Annotated in this window: 21 protein-coding genes; 6 read left to right on the plus strand and 15 right to left on the minus strand. The window is 28.8% G+C overall.

Annotation, left to right across the window (positions count from 1 at the left end; translation table 11 throughout):
- Nucleotides 1–57: 57 nt before the first annotated feature.
- Nucleotides 58–930, plus strand: coding sequence for an aldose 1-epimerase family protein (locus IC219_RS15915; RefSeq protein ID WP_227831506.1), 873 nt, complete (start codon nt 58–60; stop codon nt 928–930).
- 188 nt (nt 931–1,118) lie between these two features.
- On the opposite strand, the gene IC219_RS15920 is transcribed toward IC219_RS15915, so the two are convergent.
- The 9 genes from IC219_RS15920 to IC219_RS15960 all read right to left on the minus strand — a co-directional run bounded on the left by IC219_RS15920 (nt 1,119) and on the right by IC219_RS15960 (nt 10,844).
- On the minus strand, nt 1,119–2,306 hold the full coding sequence (locus IC219_RS15920; RefSeq protein WP_227831507.1) for a MalY/PatB family protein: 1,188 nt from the start codon (nt 2,304–2,306) through the stop codon (nt 1,119–1,121).
- Between the two features lie 4 nt (nt 2,307–2,310).
- Entirely contained in the window at nt 2,311–3,381 is a 1,071-nt protein-coding gene (locus tag IC219_RS15925) for an aminopeptidase P family protein (RefSeq protein WP_227831508.1), read from the minus strand.
- Nucleotides 3,382–3,390: 9 nt separating this feature from the next.
- Nucleotides 3,391–4,713 carry a PTS transporter subunit EIIC gene (locus IC219_RS15930; RefSeq protein ID WP_227831509.1) on the minus strand — a complete coding sequence of 441 codons (1,323 nt, stop codon included), beginning with the start codon at nt 4,711–4,713 and terminating at the stop codon, nt 3,391–3,393.
- Between the two features lie 31 nt (nt 4,714–4,744).
- Nucleotides 4,745–5,080, minus strand: a complete 336-nt coding sequence (locus IC219_RS15935) for a PTS sugar transporter subunit IIB (RefSeq protein ID WP_021386367.1) — start codon at nt 5,078–5,080, stop codon at nt 4,745–4,747.
- Nucleotides 5,081–5,179: 99 nt separating this feature from the next.
- Entirely contained in the window at nt 5,180–5,485 is a 306-nt protein-coding gene (locus IC219_RS15940) for a PTS lactose/cellobiose transporter subunit IIA (protein ID WP_021386337.1), read from the minus strand.
- Between the two features lie 14 nt (nt 5,486–5,499).
- Nucleotides 5,500–6,543 carry an aminopeptidase gene (gene ypdE / locus IC219_RS15945; RefSeq protein WP_227831510.1) on the minus strand — a complete coding sequence of 348 codons (1,044 nt, stop codon included), beginning with the start codon at nt 6,541–6,543 and terminating at the stop codon, nt 5,500–5,502.
- Nucleotides 6,544–6,545: 2 nt separating this feature from the next.
- Nucleotides 6,546–8,447, minus strand: coding sequence for a BglG family transcription antiterminator (locus tag IC219_RS15950; RefSeq protein ID WP_227831511.1), 1,902 nt, complete (start codon nt 8,445–8,447; stop codon nt 6,546–6,548).
- A 334-nt stretch (nt 8,448–8,781) separates the two neighbouring features.
- Nucleotides 8,782–9,633: a tagatose-bisphosphate aldolase subunit GatY gene (gene gatY, locus IC219_RS15955; protein ID WP_021386363.1), complete on the minus strand. Its 852-nt coding sequence runs from the start codon at nt 9,631–9,633 to the stop codon at nt 8,782–8,784.
- Nucleotides 9,634–9,680: 47 nt separating this feature from the next.
- Nucleotides 9,681–10,844 (minus strand): SIS domain-containing protein, encoded by a 1,164-nt coding sequence (locus IC219_RS15960; RefSeq protein WP_227831512.1) that lies wholly within the window; start codon nt 10,842–10,844, stop codon nt 9,681–9,683.
- 491 nt (nt 10,845–11,335) lie between these two features.
- Here IC219_RS15960 and IC219_RS15965 point away from each other — a divergent pair, with 491 nt between their 5' ends.
- A complete protein-coding gene (locus IC219_RS15965; protein WP_227831513.1) occupies nt 11,336–12,253 on the plus strand; it encodes a Gfo/Idh/MocA family protein in 918 nt (305 codons plus the stop codon).
- A gap of 122 nt (nt 12,254–12,375) precedes the next feature.
- Here IC219_RS15965 and pfkB read toward each other — a convergent pair whose 3' ends face one another.
- Complete coding sequence (gene pfkB / locus IC219_RS15970; RefSeq protein WP_227831514.1) at nt 12,376–13,305, minus strand: 1-phosphofructokinase; 930 nt, start codon at nt 13,303–13,305, stop codon at nt 12,376–12,378.
- Between the two features lie 271 nt (nt 13,306–13,576).
- On the opposite strand from pfkB, the gene IC219_RS15975 reads away from it, so the two are divergent.
- The 3 genes from IC219_RS15975 (at nt 13,577) to IC219_RS15985 (ending at nt 16,352) form a co-directional block, all read left to right on the plus strand.
- Nucleotides 13,577–14,302: a GntR family transcriptional regulator gene (locus IC219_RS15975; RefSeq protein ID WP_227831515.1), complete on the plus strand. Its 726-nt coding sequence runs from the start codon at nt 13,577–13,579 to the stop codon at nt 14,300–14,302.
- Between the two features lie 85 nt (nt 14,303–14,387).
- The gene (gene nagA / locus IC219_RS15980; protein WP_227831516.1) at nt 14,388–15,542 is read left to right on the plus strand and encodes an N-acetylglucosamine-6-phosphate deacetylase; all 1,155 of its coding nucleotides are present in this window, start codon (nt 14,388–14,390) and stop codon (nt 15,540–15,542) included.
- Nucleotides 15,543–15,602: 60 nt separating this feature from the next.
- Complete coding sequence (locus IC219_RS15985) at nt 15,603–16,352, plus strand: transposase (RefSeq protein WP_227831517.1); 750 nt, start codon at nt 15,603–15,605, stop codon at nt 16,350–16,352.
- A gap of 339 nt (nt 16,353–16,691) precedes the next feature.
- Here the strand turns inward: IC219_RS15985 and IC219_RS15990 are convergent, their stop codons facing one another.
- Nucleotides 16,692–17,849 carry a S41 family peptidase gene (locus IC219_RS15990; protein ID WP_227831518.1) on the minus strand — a complete coding sequence of 386 codons (1,158 nt, stop codon included), beginning with the start codon at nt 17,847–17,849 and terminating at the stop codon, nt 16,692–16,694.
- A gap of 154 nt (nt 17,850–18,003) precedes the next feature.
- On the opposite strand from IC219_RS15990, the gene IC219_RS15995 reads away from it, so the two are divergent.
- On the plus strand, nt 18,004–18,573 hold the full coding sequence (locus IC219_RS15995) for a 5-formyltetrahydrofolate cyclo-ligase (RefSeq protein WP_227436202.1): 570 nt from the start codon (nt 18,004–18,006) through the stop codon (nt 18,571–18,573).
- A gap of 180 nt (nt 18,574–18,753) precedes the next feature.
- Here the strand turns inward: IC219_RS15995 and IC219_RS16000 are convergent, their stop codons facing one another.
- The 4 genes from IC219_RS16000 to IC219_RS16015 all read right to left on the minus strand — a co-directional run bounded on the left by IC219_RS16000 (nt 18,754) and on the right by IC219_RS16015 (nt 22,674).
- Nucleotides 18,754–19,170 (minus strand): hypothetical protein, encoded by a 417-nt coding sequence (locus IC219_RS16000; protein ID WP_255613016.1) that lies wholly within the window; start codon nt 19,168–19,170, stop codon nt 18,754–18,756.
- A 214-nt stretch (nt 19,171–19,384) separates the two neighbouring features.
- Nucleotides 19,385–20,479 carry a hypothetical protein gene (locus tag IC219_RS16005; protein ID WP_227483590.1) on the minus strand — a complete coding sequence of 365 codons (1,095 nt, stop codon included), beginning with the start codon at nt 20,477–20,479 and terminating at the stop codon, nt 19,385–19,387.
- A 433-nt stretch (nt 20,480–20,912) separates the two neighbouring features.
- On the minus strand, nt 20,913–21,854 hold the full coding sequence (locus tag IC219_RS16010) for a transketolase family protein (protein ID WP_227831520.1): 942 nt from the start codon (nt 21,852–21,854) through the stop codon (nt 20,913–20,915).
- A complete protein-coding gene (locus tag IC219_RS16015; protein ID WP_227436212.1) occupies nt 21,847–22,674 on the minus strand; it encodes a transketolase in 828 nt (275 codons plus the stop codon). Before IC219_RS16015 ends, IC219_RS16010 begins: the two co-directional genes overlap by 8 nt.
- Between the last annotated feature and the right edge of the window lie 137 nt (nt 22,675–22,811).

Consider the following 22,811-nt stretch of genomic DNA (forward strand, 5'->3'; position numbering starts at 1 on the left):
AACTCATTATACTTTATAGTATAATATACTAACAAAGTATAATAAAGGAGATTTTAAATGAATATATTACAAAATGAAAACTTAATTATTGAATCAAGTAGCTCTGGTGCTGAGCTTACTAGGATATTTTCTAAAAAACATAACAGAAATATTCTTTGGGATGGTAATAAAAAGCATTGGGGGAGACAATCACCTATATTATTCCCTATAGTTGGTAAACTGCTTGATAATGAAACCATAATAGAAGAAAATTTATACAATATGACTCAACATGGATTTGCTAGAGATATGGATTTTGAAATTACAAATAAAAGTGATACATTCATATCTTATAGTTTAAAATCCAACGAATCTACTCTAAAAAAATATCCCTACTCTTTTGAACTGCTTATAAATTATACATTAAATGACAATAGCATAAATATAGAATGGATTGTAAAAAATACTGACTCTAAAGATATATTCTTTTCTATAGGTGGACATCCTGCATTTAATATTCCTTTTTTTGAACAAAATGGTTTTTCTAAATATCACCTTGAATTTAAAAGAAGAAATGATGTAGAAAAAATCAATTTAAATGGTTCTTTTACTGATGATATAACATTTATTGGTGATTTAAAAAACTTACAGTTAAATCCAGAATTGTTCAAGAATGATGCCTTGATATACACCAATATAGATGAAGTATCTATATGTAATAATGATGGTAGCAAATATATAACTCTATCTATGTTAGATTTCCCTCTAGTTGGTATTTGGACTCCTTATTATAGCGAAACTAATTCTACTGCTCCATTTTTATGTATAGAACCATGGTATGGTCTCGCTGATAGTATACATTCTAATAAAATTTATAAAGACAAAAAATTCATTAATAAACTTAGTAAAGGAAAAGTTTTTACTGCTTCTTACAGTATAAATATACATTAAATAAGAGTTAGTTACATGTGTTAACAAAGTTATAAAATATATTAATATAAGTTATTATAATAATATGAAGTGGTATTATTTAATATTCCTTAATCAAAAAATATTACTGGAATACAAAATTCCAGTAATATTTGATAACTAAATAATATATTTTTACATAAGCCTATAAATATCTTATTTTTTATGGCTTAACAATACATACTTATATACGTTTTTTTAATTCTATTTAGAGCTTCATTTAATGTTTCTTTAGGACACCCTATATTAAGACGGATAAACCCCTCTCCATCTTTTACAAAGTAACTTCCAACTACCATAGTTAAATTTGCATGTCTAAAAAACTCTTTCGATTCTTCTTCATTTCTAAATACTTCTCTCACATCTATCCAAGCTAGAAAAGAAGAGTCTGATTTCATAACCTTAGCTTTTGGTATATATGTCTCAAAGAACTCATAGACTATTTGAAAATTATCTTCTACATAATTGGTCATCTCATCTAACCATTTTTCACTTTCATTATATGCCGCAACAATTGCTGGTATTGCAAATACATTTGGAGAGGTTATTGAGTTACTTTTTAGTCTTTCTAACAAAATTTCTCTAACTTTTAAATCTCTTATTAGTACATAAGATGTTTTTAATCCTCCTAAGTTGAATCCTTTATTAGGAGATACACAGATTATGCTATTTTTATAAATTTCTGGATGAGAATTCCATAAAGACACAAATCTATGACTTTTAAATACTACATCCCTATGAATTTCATCACTTACCAAAAGTACATTATACTTTAAGCATAACTCTGACACTTTATACAGTTCTTCCTTTGTCCATATACGACCTGATGGATTTTGTGGACTACAGAATATAAATAATTTTATATTTTCGTATTTCATTCGCTTTTCTATATCTTCTAAATCTAAATAATATCTATTATTATCTAATTTTAATGAACTACAGCATAACTTTCTATTATTATTTACTACAGCTTCTGCAAAAGGGTCATAGGCAGGTGTATTTATCAATACACCATCTCCTTCTTTAGTGTATGCTTGGACTATATAATGAAGAGTTGAAACAGTACCAAAAGTTAACTTTATCCATTCTTTCTCTACATATATATCAAATCGTCTTTTGTTCCAATTTATAACAGCATCATAGAAGTCATCTCCTATAAAAGTATAACTATAATCTCCTACCGAGGCTCTTTTTAAGATAGCTTCTTTTATGGTAGGAGCACATTCAAAATCAATATCAGCTAAATCCATAGGAATTGCATCTTCATTTAAGTCAAACTTTTCTTTAATTACATGGTTGCTCCATTTCCTACAATTCCCCTCTTTACGATTTAATACTTTGTCAAAATTATATTTCATAATTTTATTCTCCTAATATCATAAAATCTTTAGATGTCTTATTGAGTGGGATACCTTTTCCATCTATTATAGCAATGTCATCTTCTATCCTAACTCCCCCTATATTTGGAATATAGATTCCTGGCTCACAAGACATTACCATTCCCTCTGTTAATATATCATCACTATTTTGATTTAGGGTAGGAACCTCGCCATCTCCAAGACCTATACCATGACCCAGCCCATGATTAAAATACTCACCAAATCCATGTTTATTTATAATTTCTCTAGCTACTTTGTCAACATCACTGGCTTTAACGCCTTCTTTTATTGACTCTATTGCAGATAATTGTGCTTCTAATACCACATCATATATATCTTGAATAATTTCAGGAGGTTTACCTATAGATATTGTACGGGTCATATCTGATTGATACCCTTGATAAACAACACCAAAATCTATTGTTATAGCCTCATTCGTTCTCAGTTTTTTGTTTGTAGGTCTTCCATGTGGCATTGCTCCTCTTTCTCCTGATACCACTATTGTTTCAAAAGACATTCCACTTGCACCTTTTTTCAATGCATGATACTGAATTAGAGCTGATACTTCTAGTTCGGTCATATCTTTTTTAATCTCAGAAATAACTTCACTAAATACTTCATCTGTAATCTCACATGCCTTTTTAATAAGTTCAATTTCTACTTTAGATTTTATAGCCCTTAATTTCCATAATTCATTGGTTATTAAACTGATTTCAAAACCTGCATTTTTTAGCAAAATATACTCTTGTATACTCATAGCCTGATTTTCTATTGCTAGCTTTCCTATATTTAATTCTCTTAATAATTCGATTATATTTGGTATATAAGAACCTTGAGATACAACTCTTTTTATGAAACCACTCGTTTTTTTATCTGCTTCATCAGTATATCTACCATCTAGAATTTGATAGTTTTTATCTTTAGTAATAAGTACATACACACCGCTACCTGATAATGCTCCTATGTATCTTTTAGTATTTTGGGACTTAATCAAAAGAGCGTCAACACCTCTTTTATGGATTAAATCTGTTAGTCTCTCTATTGTGTTATTCATAACAAAATATTAGAAATCCAGCCCTAAATCATCTAATAGGTCTTCTTCTTCTTTAGAGAATATGTTCTTTGTTTCTTCTTTTTGTTTTTTATTATTTTGTTGACGTTCCATTATTTTAAAGAATGGCCAATATAACAAGATTGCTAATACTAATTGTAATGCATTTGCTAATATAGAATGCCAATCTCCATTAGTTAAAAAACCTTCTAAGAATACTCCTACATATGGAGGGTCAAATACTGGTTTTGCTAACCATCCCCAGTGCATAAAAAACATTGGTAATGTACCTATTATAGCTCCACCAAATACATGTGGTATAAACATTATTGGATTTAATATTATAGGTGCACCAAATAATATTGGTTCATTTATTCCAAATAATGCAGGGAATAATGATACACGTCCAATTTTTTTATAAGATGAATTTTTTGATAACATACATGCGATTACACAACCTATACTAATTCCACAACCTGTAAATCCAAAGAATGCACTTGAAGCTCCTGCTGTAAAGAAATGAGGTATTGTTTCACCAGCTTGCATAGCTGCTATATTTTCAGCTATAAATGTAATCATTATAGGTCTAGTTATAGGGCTAAATACTGATGAATGTATTCCAAAAAAGAATATGGTGCATATCGCAAAATTAAGAGCAAGAACTGACCATGGATTATCCATACTTCCTACTAATGGAGATAAAAATTGAGTAAGTATCTGTGGAGGTAATTCTCCAAACACTTTTAATGAAATAAAACGAGCAACTATAAAAGTACCACAAACTATTATAGTAGTTGGTATTAACTCAAAAGACCTAGAAACAAAATCAGGTACATTTTCTGGCATTTTTATTGTAATATTCTTCCTACTACAGAAATTATATAACTCTACAGAACCAAGCCCTGCTATCATCCCCGTAAATAGCCCTTTAGCTCCTAAGTTTCCTATTTCTAATGCACCATCTGGTGTGAATGATGCTACTAGGAATAGAAAAGAAAAAGTTGATAATGCAACACAACCTGGTATATATAACTTATAATAATTACCTAGATTAAAAGCAATACACATACAAGCATATAATCCTATCAAACCTATGGAAAGACTTACTGGCAAGTCCAGTATTGCTGCATTATTCAATATGAATTTGCTTATTGAGTTATTTTCTCCAAGCATGTTTGGAAGTGCTGGAAGTATTGCAAATATACTTCCTAATATTGTGAATGGTGTCATAGCTACCATACCAGCCTTTATAGAACCAAGATGACGCTGATTGTCAACCTTGTGAGCTAAAGGCATAAATACTCTATTCATAAACGCTTCAAATTTTGAAAACATATTTAATCCCCCTTTTCCCTCAATATTCTTATTATCCTTGAGCTAATTGATGTTTCTTATAAGTTATTAATGCTAACTTCATAACTGTAGCTCCATCCATTTTTCCATAAACATCTTTATCTATTACTGCAAAAGGTTTATTTTTAGGCTCTAATATTCCCTTTAAAAAATCTATTTTGTGAGCTATTTGAGGACCTATAAGTACTATATCCCAATCATCAACCTCACTTTCTATTGAATCTGCTGGTATAGCTGTAAATTCAAAATCTTTTTCATTAAGTTTAGTACTTTCTTTTACTACCTTCTTCATATTTTGCATTAGCATATTAGTAGAAAATCCACCTGCACAACATAATAATATTTTCATAATAATTCCTCCTAAAATTTGTATTTTTTATTATCTCTTGAAAGTATTTAAAACTTTCTAAAAGAAAATTTATGTAAATAATTTATTTATACACTTCAACTACTTATCAAAACAATCTATCAAAGCCTCTATCAAATCTTTCGCTAGTTGAGAAGTCATGTAGTGATCTTGGGCATGTACCATTAGAAGACTCATTGCTGGACTTTCAACATCTTCATTTAAATCTTGAGTTATTAATTCTGTCTGTATTCTGTGAGCTTCAATATCTATTTTACGAGCCTCCTCTATTAACAATTTTGCTCCTTTAAAATCTTTTGCCTTAACTTTTTTTAAAGCTTCGAAAGCTTTTGATTTACTTTCTCCTGCAGTTGATATAAGTTCCATTATTTGCACTTCTGTTGACATTTTCTTATTCTCCTTTAAATAAAATTTCTTATATGTTTATATTTTTCTTCATCAAAATTTAAAATTAATTGTGTATATAATCTTATAATGGCATCTAAATCTTTATTACTTACTATCGAAAATGCACAATGACCATATCTGACTGGTACACAAGTTACTACACAAGGTTTACCTTCATTTACAAGATGTGCTTCCCCCCCATCAGTTCCACCTGATTCAAACATATCGTGTTGAAGTAGTATGTTATTTTCATCAGCAATTTCCATTACATAATCTATCATTTTTCTACTAGGGACTAGAGTCCTATCTCTATGCATTAACATTATGCCTTTATCAATTTGTTTCTGATTTGTATAGTCTCTTACAAACTCGTTCTTAGCACATGCTACATCTATCACAAATACTATATCAGGATTTATCAACTGTGTTGCTGTCTTTGCACCCCTTATTCCAACCTCTTCACTACTTGTAGCTGCAAAGTGAATATTACATCTTATATTTTTCTTCTCTAACTCTTTTAAAACCTCACCCATAACAAAGCATCCTATTCTATCATCAAAAGCTTTTCCCACTAATCGGTCTGACAGAGTAAATTCCTCAAAGTTTGTTGTATAGGTCACCATATCCCCAACATGAATCCCTAAATTGTATACCTCTTCTTCTGTATATGCTCCAATATCTGCATATATATTTTCAGCTTTGCCATTATTATATGTGGCATTTATGATAGCAGGTATTTTTTTTCCTTCTCTTGTTGTAATTCTAATTTTTTGGACAAACTGTGCAAGGGGTTTTACCCCTCCTATTGTTATTAGGTGAATCATACCAAGTTTATCTATACTTCTCACCATAAATCCAACTTCATCCATATGAGCACAAATCATTACATTTGGTGCATTTTCATCTTTTATTTTAGAAAAAATTATACTCCCTAGCCCATCACATATAACTCTATCACTATAATCTCTTAATTCTTTTAATAAAACTTGCCTAACCTCCTCTTCATTAGATGCTATACCATCTGCTTCTGATAATCTCTTAAAAAACTCTATATTCATGTCTAACCTCCCAGATAGATTTTTAACTTATACATAAACTCTTCATATGATTGCGACTTATTTAGCATATCTACCATATCCTTATCTGTCATAATCTTACTTAGATACTTAGATATCTGTTTATGAAGTTCTAGATTTCCCTTTATTAATGAAATCATGAAAATAATCCTTGGCACTCTATTTTCATAACTAATATCAGTTTGTATCAAGGCCACTGATATAATATTTTTATTACCTGTCATTTCAATTGGATGAGGTATCGCTACACCATTTGTATAAATAGTGCTCAAATAACTCTCTCTTTCCCACACATCTTTAGGATAGGTCGGAGAACAAGCTCCTTCATCAACTATGCATTGTGACATGCCATCAAGAATATCCTTATATTTGAATTTATCTTTTATACATCTAAAATGATTCTTATCAAACAGACCTAATATGTATTGTTTTGGACTTGATATATTTCCTATATGTTCTGCAAATCTAATACTTTCTTTAATATCCAAATAATCTAGTTCGTCTAAAATTTCATTTATAAGAATAACTGGAGTATTTATTTCAAATAAAAGATTTGTTATTGAAAAAATCAAATCTGGTGCAAATTCTACTACAGCCTTTTCTTCTAGCAATGAAAAGTTTTTTATATCAGCATTTGGAAAGATTTCTTTAAGTCTTAAATTTATCAAAAATGCGCTACCTCCGCCAGAAGAACATATTATTGCTATCTTATATTTTTTATTAAAATTAGCCTCTTCTCTTTTTTCAAAAGGAACAGCAATGTGAGTTGCTATAAAACCTATTTCATCTTGACTTATTTTTATATGATACTCATCTTCTATAATTTTTGAAAATTGAATTGATAAATTAAAAACAGTTGGATACTGTTGACTTATCTTAACTGAAAAAGGATTTATTATCTTGTGATTCTTCTTTATACGTTCTATTAAACATGCAATATGTAAATAAAATAAGTTAAGAAACTCTTTATCCTCCAAAAAATTAGAGTCATACTTTTTATCTATATCTCTAAAAAATTCATACATTATATCTTGAAGTTTATTTTTATCTATATTCTTTATAGTGGCTTTCTTATCTTTAGTCCTTAATTTTATAAGTTGTTTTAAGTAATACTTTTCGTCATGAGTAAGATTATATTTTTTATCTTTAAAAATTTTATCTAATAAGTCATCTATAATTAAATCTTCTGTATATAAGTCTAAATCATTAATATCTCTCACCACTCTCATACTAACTCTTATATACAATATAATAATTTGTGCTAATATTTCCTCAAGCTCTGTTAAGTTAACTTCTAAGTTATGTTCATTAAGGATATTTTTTATTGTACTTCTGATATTATCTAATTTAAAATTATCTATAAACTTATTTCTATACTCTGTTATATTTCTATTACCTTTAAAATAACTATCTACTAATATACTTTGAATTTCTTTTACAGAGCCTTCTATTTTGATTCCATAATGAGCCTTTCTTTCTAATTTTAATTCTGTATCTTTTATCTTTTCATCTACCTTTTTCAAATCATTTTTTATTTGAGATGAACTGACTAAAAATTTTTTACTTAACTGCTCTATAGTTTTATAACCTTCATTTATTAAAAGTTCTACTATTATAGACTCCAACCGTTGTTCTGGATTTTCAACTAAGTCTGAGGGTAAGTTTTTTAGGTAATGCTCGAATTTATCTTGGTCTTTAATATTTAGAATATATCCTAATTTAGACTTATATTCTAATTTGAAACCATTACATTCTTTTATAGTTTCTATCTTTTTTATTTCATTTCTGATAGTTCGAGTAGATACCCCCAACTTATCTGCAAAATAATCTATATTTAGATAACCACTACTATTTTTCAATGTCTCAAGAATAATGCGTTCTCTCATATCACCACCTCCCCCAGTATTATTATATTTTTCAAAGTAGTATTATAAACAAAAATATTTTCTTATAAAAATTAAACTCTTTATTTGTATTTATCGAAGTTTATGTCCTAGTATATTTTAGTACTAAAATTTAAGATATATATTTCATAATAATAAAATATATAGTTCAATTTTTATTATATTTTAATTATATATGTAATACTTTACCAATAAAAGCTGATATTTTTCATCAATTAAATGAAAAAAATACACCATTATCGCTATAAATGAAATAAATTTTTCATATAACAAATATCCTAAACTTATCTAAAATAAATTTAGGATATTTTATTTTTTATGCTTTATTTACAGACCCACATACTTTAATCTTTTCTTTTACAAAGTCCTTTACTGATTGAAGTCCTGCTAATCCATATTTTTTAGGGTCTATAACTTCAGAATCTTCACTTAAAACTTTTTTAACTCCATTACTATATGCAATTCTTAATTCAGTTGCATAGTTAACTTTTGTAATCCCTCTTTTTATAGCCTCTTTTATAATATCATCACGTATTCCTGAACCTCCATGTAATACTAAAGGTATTGAAACTACTTTTTTAATTTCTGATAGTCTGTCTAAATCTATTTTAGGTTCACCTTTATACAGCCCATGCGCTGTACCTATAGCTATGGCTAATGAAGATACTCCTGTTCTATCGACAAATTCTTTTGCCTCTTTTGGATTTGTATAATCATTATTGTCTCCACCATCTAAATCATCTTCTTTCCCTCCAACTTTTCCAAGTTCTGCTTCAACTGGTATAAGAGACGGGTTACATGCTTCTACTACTGATTTAGATAGAGATATATTATTTTCAAAACTTTCATGAGAACCATCTATCATTATTGATGTATATCCATCCCTTAAAGCTTTCATTGCAAGGTCGAAACTTGAGCCATGGTCTAGATGCATTGCCACAGGTATATTTACTCTTTCTGCAGCAACCTTTGCGTTTGCTAGATAATAATCAAGCCCTGCATACTTTACAGTTGACGGAGTAGTTTGTAATATAACTGGAGAATTTAACTCCTCAGCAGCTTCTATAACAGCAATTACCATTTCCATATTTTCCACATTAAATGCTCCTACTGCATACTCTTCATCTTGTGCCTTTTTAAGCATAGATGTTGTTGTTACTAATGCCACATTGATACCCCCCAAATTATTTAATTATAATATTTTAATAAATGCTTTTAGTATTCATATATTGTTACACCTTTTACTACTCTATTTACTGTTCCCGTAGCTGACGGTGTGTCTGGCTTATTTTCAACTTTTATAGATACAAATAATGCTATAGTTTGTGCAAATAATATGTATGGCATTGCAAGATACACATCTGGTAATTTATTGTACTTTCCTTCAAATTCAAACTTTGTTCCTGAGAAATTATTTTCATCTTCTACTGATACTGAGCAAGCAAGTTTAGCAAGTTTATCTCTTTTTATTTCCTCTAAAACATCTAAGTCATATTTTCGTGTATATGAACAATTAGATACAAATTCAAAGACAAGTGTCTTTTCATCAATAAATGATTTTGGGCCATGTCTAAATCCCATAGGAGAATCATATACTGTAGCTATTTTCCCTGCTGTAAGTTCTAAAAGTTTTAGTTGTGCTTCTTGTGTCAAACCACCTAATCCCCCTGAGCCTAAGTATACAACTCTATCAAAATCTTTATTTATTAACTCATGTATTTCATCTTCTCTATCTATAACATTTTTTCCCATCTCAATTATTGTATTTATATATGACTTTTCTATATTCTCTTCTAAACTATCGAATATCAACATAGCAGATAACATCATACATGAAAAACTTCCTGTCATAGCAAAACCTTTATCATTTGATTTTGATGGCATTAATAATAAGTAATTATTTTCATCATTTTTAGTCATTTTAGCCAGTTCTCCTTCTGGATTGCAAGTTATAGCTAAATGATAAAAATTATCTACAATCTTATTTCCCAAATTTAGAGCAGCCAAACTTTCAGGGCTATTTCCACTTCTTGCAAATGAAACTAATAACGTTGGCACATCTTTTTTTAAGTAATCATATGGATTAGAAACTATATCTGTAGTAGGTATTGTTTCAAATATGTATTTTCTTATGTCATTTTTATTTTTAAGATACGGAAGTATTGAGTTGCCTACATAAGCTGAAGTTCCAGCACCTGTAAATATAACTCTAAACTGCCCATGATTATTACTTATTGTGTCTATAAATCTACTTAATCTTTCTTTATTGGATTTATATATTTCATAAGTTTCTAACCATAGTTCAGGTTGTTGTTTTATTTCATTAGTCGTTATTATTGCACCTAAATCTTTTAGTTTTTGTTCTTCTAGTTTAAACATTTTTATTCCCCTTTCATACTTATAACATTTATTTTTGGTAATGAGGTTATAACCACTTTTAAATATAAAAAAAATATATCTTTTTATATTTTTTACTTGGACTTTTTATTACTACTAAAACTAATTTTTAAATACACTCTATACATTTTGATTATTTTCATAATTTATTTTTAGTTTATATTAAAAAATTTATTAGAATTATATTATAGACGTTTTGGTATTTTTATTTTATGATAAAAATTTATTTAAACAAAGTGGTTATTACCACTAATCCAAATATAAATTAATTTGAATTTTTTGTCAACACATAAAATATTTATGTCAGTCAATTTTATATACATTTTTTAAAATTATTTTATCAATTATCTTTATTTGACCATTGATTTGCCTGCATAAACTTCAGATTTATTTTTTTGACACAAAGTTTACAAATTTATGTGTCTGAATTATAATCAGTTCTATAAATATAAAAAACACTAGGAGAAACTATTATGAAAAATATAAAAGTAGGTATGATAGGTCTTGGCTCTATAGCTCAAAAGGCATATTTACCTGTATTAGCAAAATCCGAGCGATTTGAGTTTGTAGGAGCTTTTACTCCAAATAAAGCCAAGAGAGAAAAAATCTGTAGTGATTATAGACTCACACTATTTGATTCTATTGAATCTTTAGCTAAAAAATGTGATTGTATTTTTCTACATAGCTCTACAGAGACACATTACGATATTATAAAGAAATTATTAAATTTAGATACTCATATATATGTAGACAAGCCCCTTGCCTCAACAGTCGAGCAAGGAGAAGAACTTATTGAGTTAAGTCTGAAAAGAAACTTAAATTTAATGGTTGGATTCAATCGCAGATTCTGTCCCATGTACAAAGAAATTAAAAATAATGCCACAGAAATTGTATCTATCAACATATGTAAACATGGATTAAATTCCTTAAGAAATGTTAGATTTGACAGTACACTTATAGATGACTATATACATGTTATTGACACTGCTTTATGGTTAGCAAATGGCGATGTCGAAATTACTGGAGAGGATTTATTTTTGACAGACAATAAAAATCTAATATTTGTAAGTCATAAACTTAAAGGTAAATATTTTTCTATAAATACCTCTATGCATAGAGATTCTGGAACAAAATTAGAGCAAGTTGAAATTCTTTCAAAAGGTAAGATTCAAAGAGTTAAGAATCTTAATGTACTGGAAATAGAGGAAAATGGAAATCTAACGTCAAAACAGAGTGGTGCATGGGTAAATATATTAAAACAAAAGGGTTTTGAGGATATAACAAATCATTTCATTGATTGCTTAGAAAATAATATAAAGCCAGCAATTAGTGGAGAAGAGTGCATTAAAGCTCAAAGATTACTAGAGAAAATTATAGGTTCAGTAAAATAGATATTTATTATAAAAATAGTTAGAGACAAAGGTCTCTAACTTATTTTTATATAAGACTATGTTTTTATACATAAAATTCTATTACATGCATACTAAACCCATTATATTCACATTAGCTATATTTAACTTAACTTTGTTACTTCAACTAAATTTTGATACTTCTCAACTTCTTCTAAACATACAAATCCAGTTTCCATATTTAGAGCATTACTTATACCACAAGCATTTGCAAACTTAAGTAAATCTTCTATTTCGTACCCTCTTAAAATACCTACACTAAATCCAGCTATCGTGCTATCTCCACTACCTACAGTATTTACACATTTTACAGATGGTACTTTAACATCATATACACTATCTCTACTTAAATAAACCATTCCATCTTTTCCTAGAGATATACATACATTTTCTGCCCCCATTTCAAGAAGTTTTTTTCCTGATAAGATAACTTCCTCTCTTGACTCTATATTAATTCCTAATAAATTTCTTATTTCATCTATATTTGGCTTTATTAAATATGGTTGCGACTTTAAAGCTACTTTTAAAGCATCTCCTGATGTATCTAATATAAATTTTATATTATTTTCTCTACATAAATTACCTAACTTTTCATAATAGTCTATTGGCATATTTTCACAATAACTACCAGATGCCACTAGTATTTTAGTACTTTTTATTACTTCATCTATGTCATTTTCAAACCTCTCTAAATCACTTTTTTCCACCCTTGGTCCCTTTTCTAAAAATTCTGTACTTATTTTATTGTCTTCAATTATATTTAGACAATTTCTAGTTTCCTGCTTTATATTTGTAAATTTATTTTCTATATCTAATTTTTTAAGTTCATTTTGTATGAATTTTCCATTGAATCCCCCCAAAAATCCCATAGCCAAAGGTTTTTCTTTTAAAACTTTACATACTTTAGCTACATTTAATCCTTTACCTCCAGCAGTTGCATTTGTACTTACTACCCTTTGCACCTCACCTATATTTATACTATTTACTCTATACATTTTATCTATAGATGGGTTGAAAGTTATTATTGTAATCATACTAGATTCTCCTCATTATTAACCTTTTACTTTTCTAAATAATAAATTAATATGTAAAAATATAAAATCCTCGTCTATAATACATTCCAAGTGGTTATTACCAATTTGAATATAAATTATTTTATTCGTTTTGTCAATGCATCATAATTTTGAAACAAATTAATAGTCTTACTTATTTAATTTTGATTAAGCTTTACTCATTGACAGAAATAATTGTATATTTTATAATCAAATTGTGGTTATAACCACTTAGAAAGGACTATAAATTTTTATGATAAAAAGAAATGATAAAAGACCAATATATGACCAACTTGTTGAGATACTAAGGACTAAAATTGAAAACGAGATGGAACCAAATGATAGAATGCTTTCCGAAAGAAAAATTTGTGATGAATATGGAGTAAGTAGAACTACAGTTAGACTAGCTATGGCTGAATTAGAACATATGGGATATATATACAAAAGACATGGAAAAGGAACTTTTGTTGCTGCACTTAATCAAAATTCCCAAAACTTAATGGATAGTTATAGCTTTACAGATTACATGAGAACACAAGGAAAAAAACCAAGTACAAAAGTATTATCATTTGAGGTAGTGGAAAGTACAAAATATTTTTCTGAGAAATTAGGTATAGCTCCTGGTGAAAAAATAATAAAAATAATGCGTCTAAGACTTGCTGATAATCTCCCTATGATGCTTGAAAGAACATATCTTCCTATGAAAGAATTTACAGGACTGACACAAGAAAAAATAGAACAAAAACCTCTATATGAGATATTTAGAGAAGATTATGGAGAGATTATTAAAGTGGCTGATGAGGAATTTTCTGCAGGAATAATATCTGATAAGGAATCAAAGTTGCTAGAAGTCCCAGGTGATTCACCTTGTCTAAAATTACTTCGTACCACATATAATGATGACAATATAGTTATTGAATTTACCTTGAGTGTTGCTAGAAGTGATAAATTTGTATATAAGATAAGGCATGTAAGATAATAAATTTTAAATAGATTTCCAGAAAACTTAATGTTTTATAAACGTCAAAACTACAAATGATAGTACAAATTATAAGGAGGTAGTTTTGAAAAATTTTATTTATGCAGATAAATTTTTTATGAAGTATGGCATCAAAGAAAAAGGTTACCTTAGAATAATTGATGGTAAATTTGGTGAATTTCAACAAGAAAAACCAGATATTGCTGATAGTGTTATAGATTTTTCAGGTAAATATATTGCTCCTGGTTTAGTTGATACTCATATCCATGGACTTTTGGGTGTAGACATTATGGATAATACATTTGAAGCAATAAACACAATTTCAAAAGGTCTATTAAAGTATGGAGTAACGTCTTTCCTACCCACTACTTTAACTGATTCTATAGATAACCTAAATGACTGTATTGAAAATATAAGTAATAATTATGATAAAGTTGAAGGTGCAAAAATACAAGGTATTTATTTAGAAGGTCCCTTTTTTACAGAAAAATACAAAGGTGCTCAAAACGAAAAATATTTTAGAGACCCCAGCATTGACACTTTAAAGTTATGGCAAAAAAAATCAAAAAATTTAATAAGAAAAATAGCAATTGCCCCAGAACGTAATGGTTCAATAGAATTCACAAAATACGCTACTAAAAATAATATATCCGTAGCACTTGGCCACAGCTCAGCTACATTTGAGCAAGTTGAACAAGTTGTTAATTCAGGTGCTAAAGTGTTTGTACATACATATAATGGAATGAGCCCTTTAAATCATAGAGAACCTGGAATGGTTGGAGCTGTCATGGCATTAAAAGGTACTTATGCTGAATTAATCTGTGATGGTCATCATGTAAATCCTGTAGCTGCTAAAATAATAATGGATATTAAGTCTAGAAATAATATTGCTTTGATTACAGACTGTATGAGAGCTGGTGCTATGGATGATGGAGAATATACTCTTGGTAGGTTTAGTGTCAATGTAAAAAATGGTGTTGCAAGATTAAGCAGTGGAAGTTTAGCTGGGAGTGTATTGACAATGGATAATGCTGTAAGAAATATAGTTGATTGGAATATATCAACTTTAGAAGATGCAATAAAAATGGCTACATATATACCTGCTTTAAGTTGCAATATTGATAATGTCTGTGGCTCTATGTGCCAAGGTATGAGTGCAGATTTTATAGTGATAGATGATAACTTTAATATACATGAAACTTATGTAAATGGTATATGTAAGTATAAGACTGATAAATAGATTCTACATAAAAAACAAAGGGGGTTCCTAAGAACCCCTAATCTATGTGATAATTGTTCTGTGAAAAACCAAAAACCACATTTTGATTATAGCAGATACGGGTGTTGTAAACAAGTGGTATTGCCATTAGATATTGAAACAATTATTCCCGAAGATGATTCAGTAAGACTACTTAGCCTAATTTTAGAGGAGTTGAACTATAGTAAGTTATATGAAGCATACTCTCCCAAAGGGAGAAATCCAGTAGTTGATTCGAAGATTCTATTTAAAATTTTAGTTTATAGTTACACACAATGCATTTATTCTTCTAGAAAAATAGAGAAAGCCTGTAGGCGAGACATTAACTTTAAATTTTTACTAGATGGAGAGAAAGTACCTGACCATAATACAATTTCACGTTTTAGATCAGAGCGATTAGCTCCAGTTATAGAAAATTTATTTACACAATTAGTTGAAATTTTAATTAGTTATGATGAAATTCCGTTTAAAAATGTATTCATAGATGGAACAAAAATTGAAGCGAATGCTAATAAATACACATTTGTATGGAAGAAATCTACATATAAGAATGAATTAAATTTACAAACTAAGATAAAGGAATTTATAAGCAACACTCTTGGATATAGACTAACTCAAGATTTTATTTCAGTTGATATAATGCAAGAAATGATAGATTTGATTCTTGAGAAATCTAAAAAAATGAAAATTGAGTTTGTATATGGAAAAGGAAAAAGAAAAACAGTGCTTCAAAAAAACATCGAGACTTTAAAAGACTTTGTTGAAAAACAGGATTTAAGATATTTCTTATGAGAGGTCATAAAAATATAAGAACTGAATATTATCTATTGGCATTAGCCTTTAATATTGATAAATTACATAATCGAATACAAAAATGCAGATTTGGAAAACACTTATTTGAAATAGCTATATAATTAAATTTTTTTTAAATATATATGCTTTATTTATTGTGCTCAAATTTCTTCGATATTAAAATTTAAAGTATTAATTAAAAAAGAAATAATAAAAAATAGCACATAAAAATCTAAAAAGGGAGTTGAACTTAAAATTTGATTGGAAAAAAATCAATTTTGAGACAACCCCTTTTATAATACTCTTCATTTTATACTATAAGTTTATAAGAATTAAATCCTATTTATCAATCTGTTCTCTAAGCCACTTAGTTGCCACATCCAACTGTTTATTTTCATCTTTTTCTTCAATGGTAGGTTTTATTCCTTTTTCATTGATATAATCTCCATTAGGTGTAAAGTATTGAGCAGTAGTTAGCTTGTATCCTGTTCCATCTTTTAATCTTACAACTGATTGTACCAGCCCTTTACCATAAGTCGTAGTACCTACAGAAATACCTTCTTTATTATCAACAATTGCAGCTGTTAATATCTCAGCAGCAGAGGCGCTTTCTCCATTAGTTAAAACTACTATTGGAAGTCCCAATTTTTCTTTATCAGATTTTAAGTATTCTGTATTACCTTTATTGTCTTTAGTATACACTATAGTTCCTTCACCAATTAATTCATCAGCAACTTCTTTACATATATCCAACATTCCTCCAGGATTGTTTCTAAGGTCTATTACTAATCCCTTAATATTCTTTTCTTTCAACCCTTTTAAAGCTTTGTCAAAATCAGTATATGTACTTGATATAAACTGGGTAATTTCTATATATCCTAAATCATTATCAATTACTTTACTTTCTATACTTTTCTCAACTATCTGTTCTGTTTTCAGCTCAAAGCTTAGTTGTTTATCTTCTCTCAATACTACTAGCTTTACTTTTTTGCCTTTTTTACCTTTCATCATACTTACAGCTTCATCTGAATTTTTATATGATACAGATTTTCCATTGACTTTTATTAATTTATCTCCTGCTTTTACTCCTGCTTTTTCTGCTGGAGAATCTTTCATAGGAACTACTACAAGACCTCCATCTTTTGATGCTCCTATATACATCCCTACACCAACATAAGAGCCCTCACTATCTTCTATTAGCTTTTTCATTTCATCTTCAGTGTAATAACCAGAATATTTATCATTTGTTCCTAGGAATAACCCCTTTGATGCTCCATCCACTAAATCTTTATCAGAGACTTTTTTATAAAAATCTTGTTTTATAATAGATTCTAATCCTAACAACTTATCATATTTTTTATAGCCTTCATAGAGTTCTTTTGATATTACAACTTTGTTCCCTAATGTAAGCTGAAATGCCGATGTGGCCATAGCTGTTATAATTACTAAAATCACCCCTAAAAAAATAGCTTTCTTTTTTGAAATCACAAGATACATCTCCTTTTACATAAACTATTATATATTATATGACTAGCTGTTATTTTTATTACATTTACCCAAATATATTGCCTTATTACAATAAACTATACTAAAATTTATATTAGAATATAAATTCTGTTCACATTATAACATATTAAGGGAGGAATATTTTATGAAAAAAGAATTTAGGAAAAAAGTTATTGAGCATAGAAAAAATAAAGGTGCTGATTTTATACTAAATAATTCAAATTTGATAACAGAAAAATTACTTCAAATGGAGGATATAAGAAACGCAACTAACATAATGCTTTATCTAGATTTTAATAACGAAGTTAACACAGATAATTTAATCAAAAAACTTTTATCTCTAAAGAAAATAGTCTCAAGTCCTATTACAATAAAAGAAAATCATACATTAATTCCTACTCAAATAACAGATTTAGATAACGGACTAAAAATTGGTGCATATGGAATAAGAGAACCTAACGAAAAATCGCCTAAAATTGATATTAAAGCTTTAGATGTTGTAATTGTTCCAGCTGTTGCATATGACATACATTGCTATAGATTGGGATATGGCGGAGGATTTTATGATAGATTTTTAGAGAACTTAAGAAAAGACGCAATAACTATAGGAATAGCATTTGACTTTCAGGTATTCGATTCTATTCCAAAAGAAACTCATGATGCTCAATTAAACTATATAGTTACTGAAACTAGAATTCTTACACCAAATAATTAACACTCTCAATACTATTAATATAACACTCTGTTTAATATTTAATTTTTATCTTATTCAATGAATATTTTAAGTCATGGCTTTTACATCAATAAAGCCTCGACATGATTTATTTACATTAATAAAAACCATGACTTTATTTTACTATACAAATAAATAGTTATTTAATCACAAAATATGCTTTTATTTAGTAGAATTTAACTCTATTCTATCTGGAAGTTCACTCATATTTGTTTCAACCACTATGTATGGAAGAGAATCCTCCTTATCCTTATACTTTATCTTAACTCTCAAAACTTCTTTTCCTTCTTCACTTACACTTTCTATGTTATCCATCTCAATACCATATTTATTATTTCCCCTAGTTACTATGATGTATATTTTATTATCAATCTTAGCTGCTAATGCCCTTTCTTCATTTGTGTATTTGTCCATAACGTCAAGTATCTTTTCTGGTATTGAATTCCTTTGCAATACTGTATAATCTATTGATTTAGTTTTTTCTATAAACATACTTGGTATGAATATAAATCCTCCTATTACAAATATAAGAGCTATAACTCCATAAATTATACCTTTAATATTAAACTTTACATTCAATTTTATCACTCCTCCCATCTATTTAAATATATGATTTATAATTTTGTCTTAGACTTTAAATCACCAATAATAAAATGTTTATTAACAATTGTCTTCAAGTATAAAACAATTAAAAAAAGGATTTTGTGACAAATAAATTATAAAATAAAAAAGAGTTATATAAAAACAATTAAATTATTTTTATATAACTCTTTATTTTACAATTCTAAATTATTTATTTACCATTAACTCCTTCTTGATAGCCAGATGTTTTTGTAATCTGTCTATAAAGAACACAAACCAGTATTATGACGCCCATATATCCGGTATATGGATATAAGATGCCAACCAGCTTATCAAATGGTAAGAATCCTCCTATAAGACCTAATATAGCTGTTATTACTGTTATTAATTTGAATTTAGGATGATTATCATCTACAAATCTATTAGTTACTGACCATAATAAAGGTACAGCTGTTGTATATATTCCTAATATAAGAACTATTGAGAATAAAACTCCAACTAGTGGTGAAATCTTATCAGCTAAGAATAATGAAGGTATTGCTTTTGAATATAAGTTTCCTATATCAGAAAGCATTGCTAAGTTCATCATTATAGCTGCTGCCATAAGTGCTACCCCACCTAGTATACCACCACAAACAGCTTCTTTTTTATTAGCAGCACTTGCTCCTAATCCTGTTAAGAACGCCATGACAACGATTGTATTATAAGTAGTGTATATTACACCAGATAGGTATGCGTTTGGAACTGGTCTAGTTACCTCTACAGTTTTAAGAATCTCTCCTGCTTGAGATAAATTACCTATATTACTGCTTAAACTTATAGCTCCAACTAAAAGTGTAAATATTATTATTATAGGTCCTATTCCACCTAGTATCTTTGATAATTTATCAAGACCTAATGAAACAGTTAATAATGCTACTACTGCCATACCTATTCTACCTACAAATGGATTTAATCCATAGTATTCAGTTAAAGTTGCTCCTGCTCCTGAAATCATTACTACGAAAACACCAAATAAGAATAAAGGTCCAAACCACTCAAAGAATATTCCTAAATACTTACCACAATAAACACGATAAATTTTGATAGGTTCCTTAAGTTGAAGTTCTTTACCTTTTGACATTACTGAAGCACCCATCCATGAGAATAATACCATTGAAATTATCCCACCAATAATACCTGCAAACCCATAAAAAGTGAAAAATTGCATTATTTCTTGTCCTGTTGCAAACCCAGAACCGATTACTGTTGCTACATAAGCTCCTGCGAAACTGATGACTGTTTTAACATTTACTTTTTCTGACATATCTCAGTTACCTCCCCACGTGAAATTTTTTCATCTGCTTAATTACTTCGATAAACTACTTACAATTTCCTTTAACATAAAATCCATGATAACTGTTTTAAAACTTTTTGTATTTTGTATAATAACTTAAAACTTATAGCATATTTTTTATACAGTATACCTCCCTTCATACAATTCTTTAAATTCTTTTTATCTAAGTAGTTATTATATGTATAAAACTAATTTCCCTATAAACTATATATTAGTCATATTTTTCTGAATAGTCAATATATATTTGAATATTTTCTCTATTTTTGTAAAAATTTGAATATTCGGTTAGGTTTTTGATAAATTGATATAGTGTATAAAAAAGAGAGATACAAATTCATATAATGCTTTATATCTCTCTTTTACACATATTATATTGTTAACAAACATGCATAATTTATATTTCTTACATTCTTTTTGCAAGAATAGCTTCTTTTACAGCTTTTACTATGTCATCACAAGTTAATTCATATTTTTTTAACAATTCGTTTGGAGCACCAGATTCTCCAAAAGAATCCTTAATCCCAACTTTTTTTACAATAGTTGGATAAGATTCTCCAACTGTCTCACTTACAGCAGAACCTAATCCTCCAATTATACTATGTTCTTCTACAGTTACAATGGCATTAGTTTCTTTTGCTGATTTTAATATTAAATCCTTATCTATAGGTTTTATTGTTGACATATTTATGACTCTAGCACTAATACCTTCTTCTTGCAATTTTTCTTGTGCTAATATAGCATCATTCACCATAATCCCACAAGCTATAATCGTGACATCATTGCCATCTCTTAGTACTACACCTTTTCCTATTTCAAAGTGATAATCCTCTTCAAATAAAACTGGAACTGAACTTCTTCCTAGTCTAACATAAACAGGTCCATTGTATTTAGCTATTTCAAAAATCATCTTCTCTGTCTCTACTCCATCAGCTGGAACAAGAACTGTCATATTTGGTATAGCTCTCATTATTGCAATATCCTCTACACTTTCATGAGATGCTCCATCTTCTCCAACAGTAAGTCCTGCATGAGTAGCACAAATTTTTACATTTAATTTTGGATAACAAACTGAATTTCTTATAATCTCAAATGCTCTTCCTGTAGCAAACATAGCAAAAGTACTAGCAAAAGGTATTTTTCCAGCAGTTGATAACCCACAAGCAGCACCTATTAGATTTTGTTCAGCTATACCCATATTAAAAAATCTATCTGGAAATGCTTCATAAAAATCATGTGTCTTTGTAGACTTTGATAAATCTGCATCTAATACTACAACATTGTCATTTATTTGTCCTAATTTTACCAAGGCTTTACCATATGCTTCTCTTGTTGCCATTTTATTCATTGTCAGCACCTCCTAATTCAAGTAAGGCTTGCTCTAGTTCTGCATCATTTGGAGCTGTTCCATGCCATCCTGCTTGATTTTCCATAAAAGATATTCCTTTACCTTTTATAGTCTTTGCAACTATCATTGTAGGCTTTTTAACTGTTGATTTAGCTATATCAAGAGCAGCAAATATTTGGTCAAAATCATGACCATCTATTTCAATTACATTCCATCCAAAAGCCTTAAATTTATCAACTATTGAACCTAAGTTCATTACACTTTCTATGTTTCCATCTATCTGAAGTCCATTATTGTCTAAAAAAGCAATTAAATTATCAAGTTTATAATGTGCTGCACTCATAGCAGCTTCCCAAACAATACCTTCTTGAACTTCTCCATCACCAAGTAAAGTGTACACATTCCATGGTGCATTATCTAATTTTGATGCCATAGCCATCCCACATGCAGCCGAGAAACCTTGACCTAAGGAACCTGTAGATATCTCCACACCAGGTGTTCCTTTCATATCTGGATGCCCTTGTAACATTCTTCCTATTTTCCTCAGCCCATTTAATTCTTCCTTATCAAAATAACCTTTTTCAGCCAATGTTGCATATAATGCTGGTGCAGCATGTCCTTTTGATAATACAAATCTATCTCTATCCTCCATTTTAGGATTTGAAGAATCCACATTCATTTCATCAAAGTATAACGCAGTAAGTATTTCAACTACTGATAATGACCCTCCTGGATGTCCAGATTTGGCTCTATGTATCATAGAAACTATATCTCTTCTTATGATACGCGCAATCTCATTTAATCCTTTATGGTCTCTCATGTAATTACCTCCCTTGAGTTTGTAATTTTTATATCAATTCCATATTATTATATCACTTTTATGCTATTTTTTTTCGTTATTTTTGATTTTATTAGCTTAGGCACTAAAATTAAACTCTATGAAATATTTTTAAAGAA

Source organism: Clostridioides sp. ES-W-0018-02 (assembly GCF_020658175.1).
In the GTDB taxonomy this organism is placed as follows: domain Bacteria; phylum Bacillota; class Clostridia; order Peptostreptococcales; family Peptostreptococcaceae; genus Clostridioides.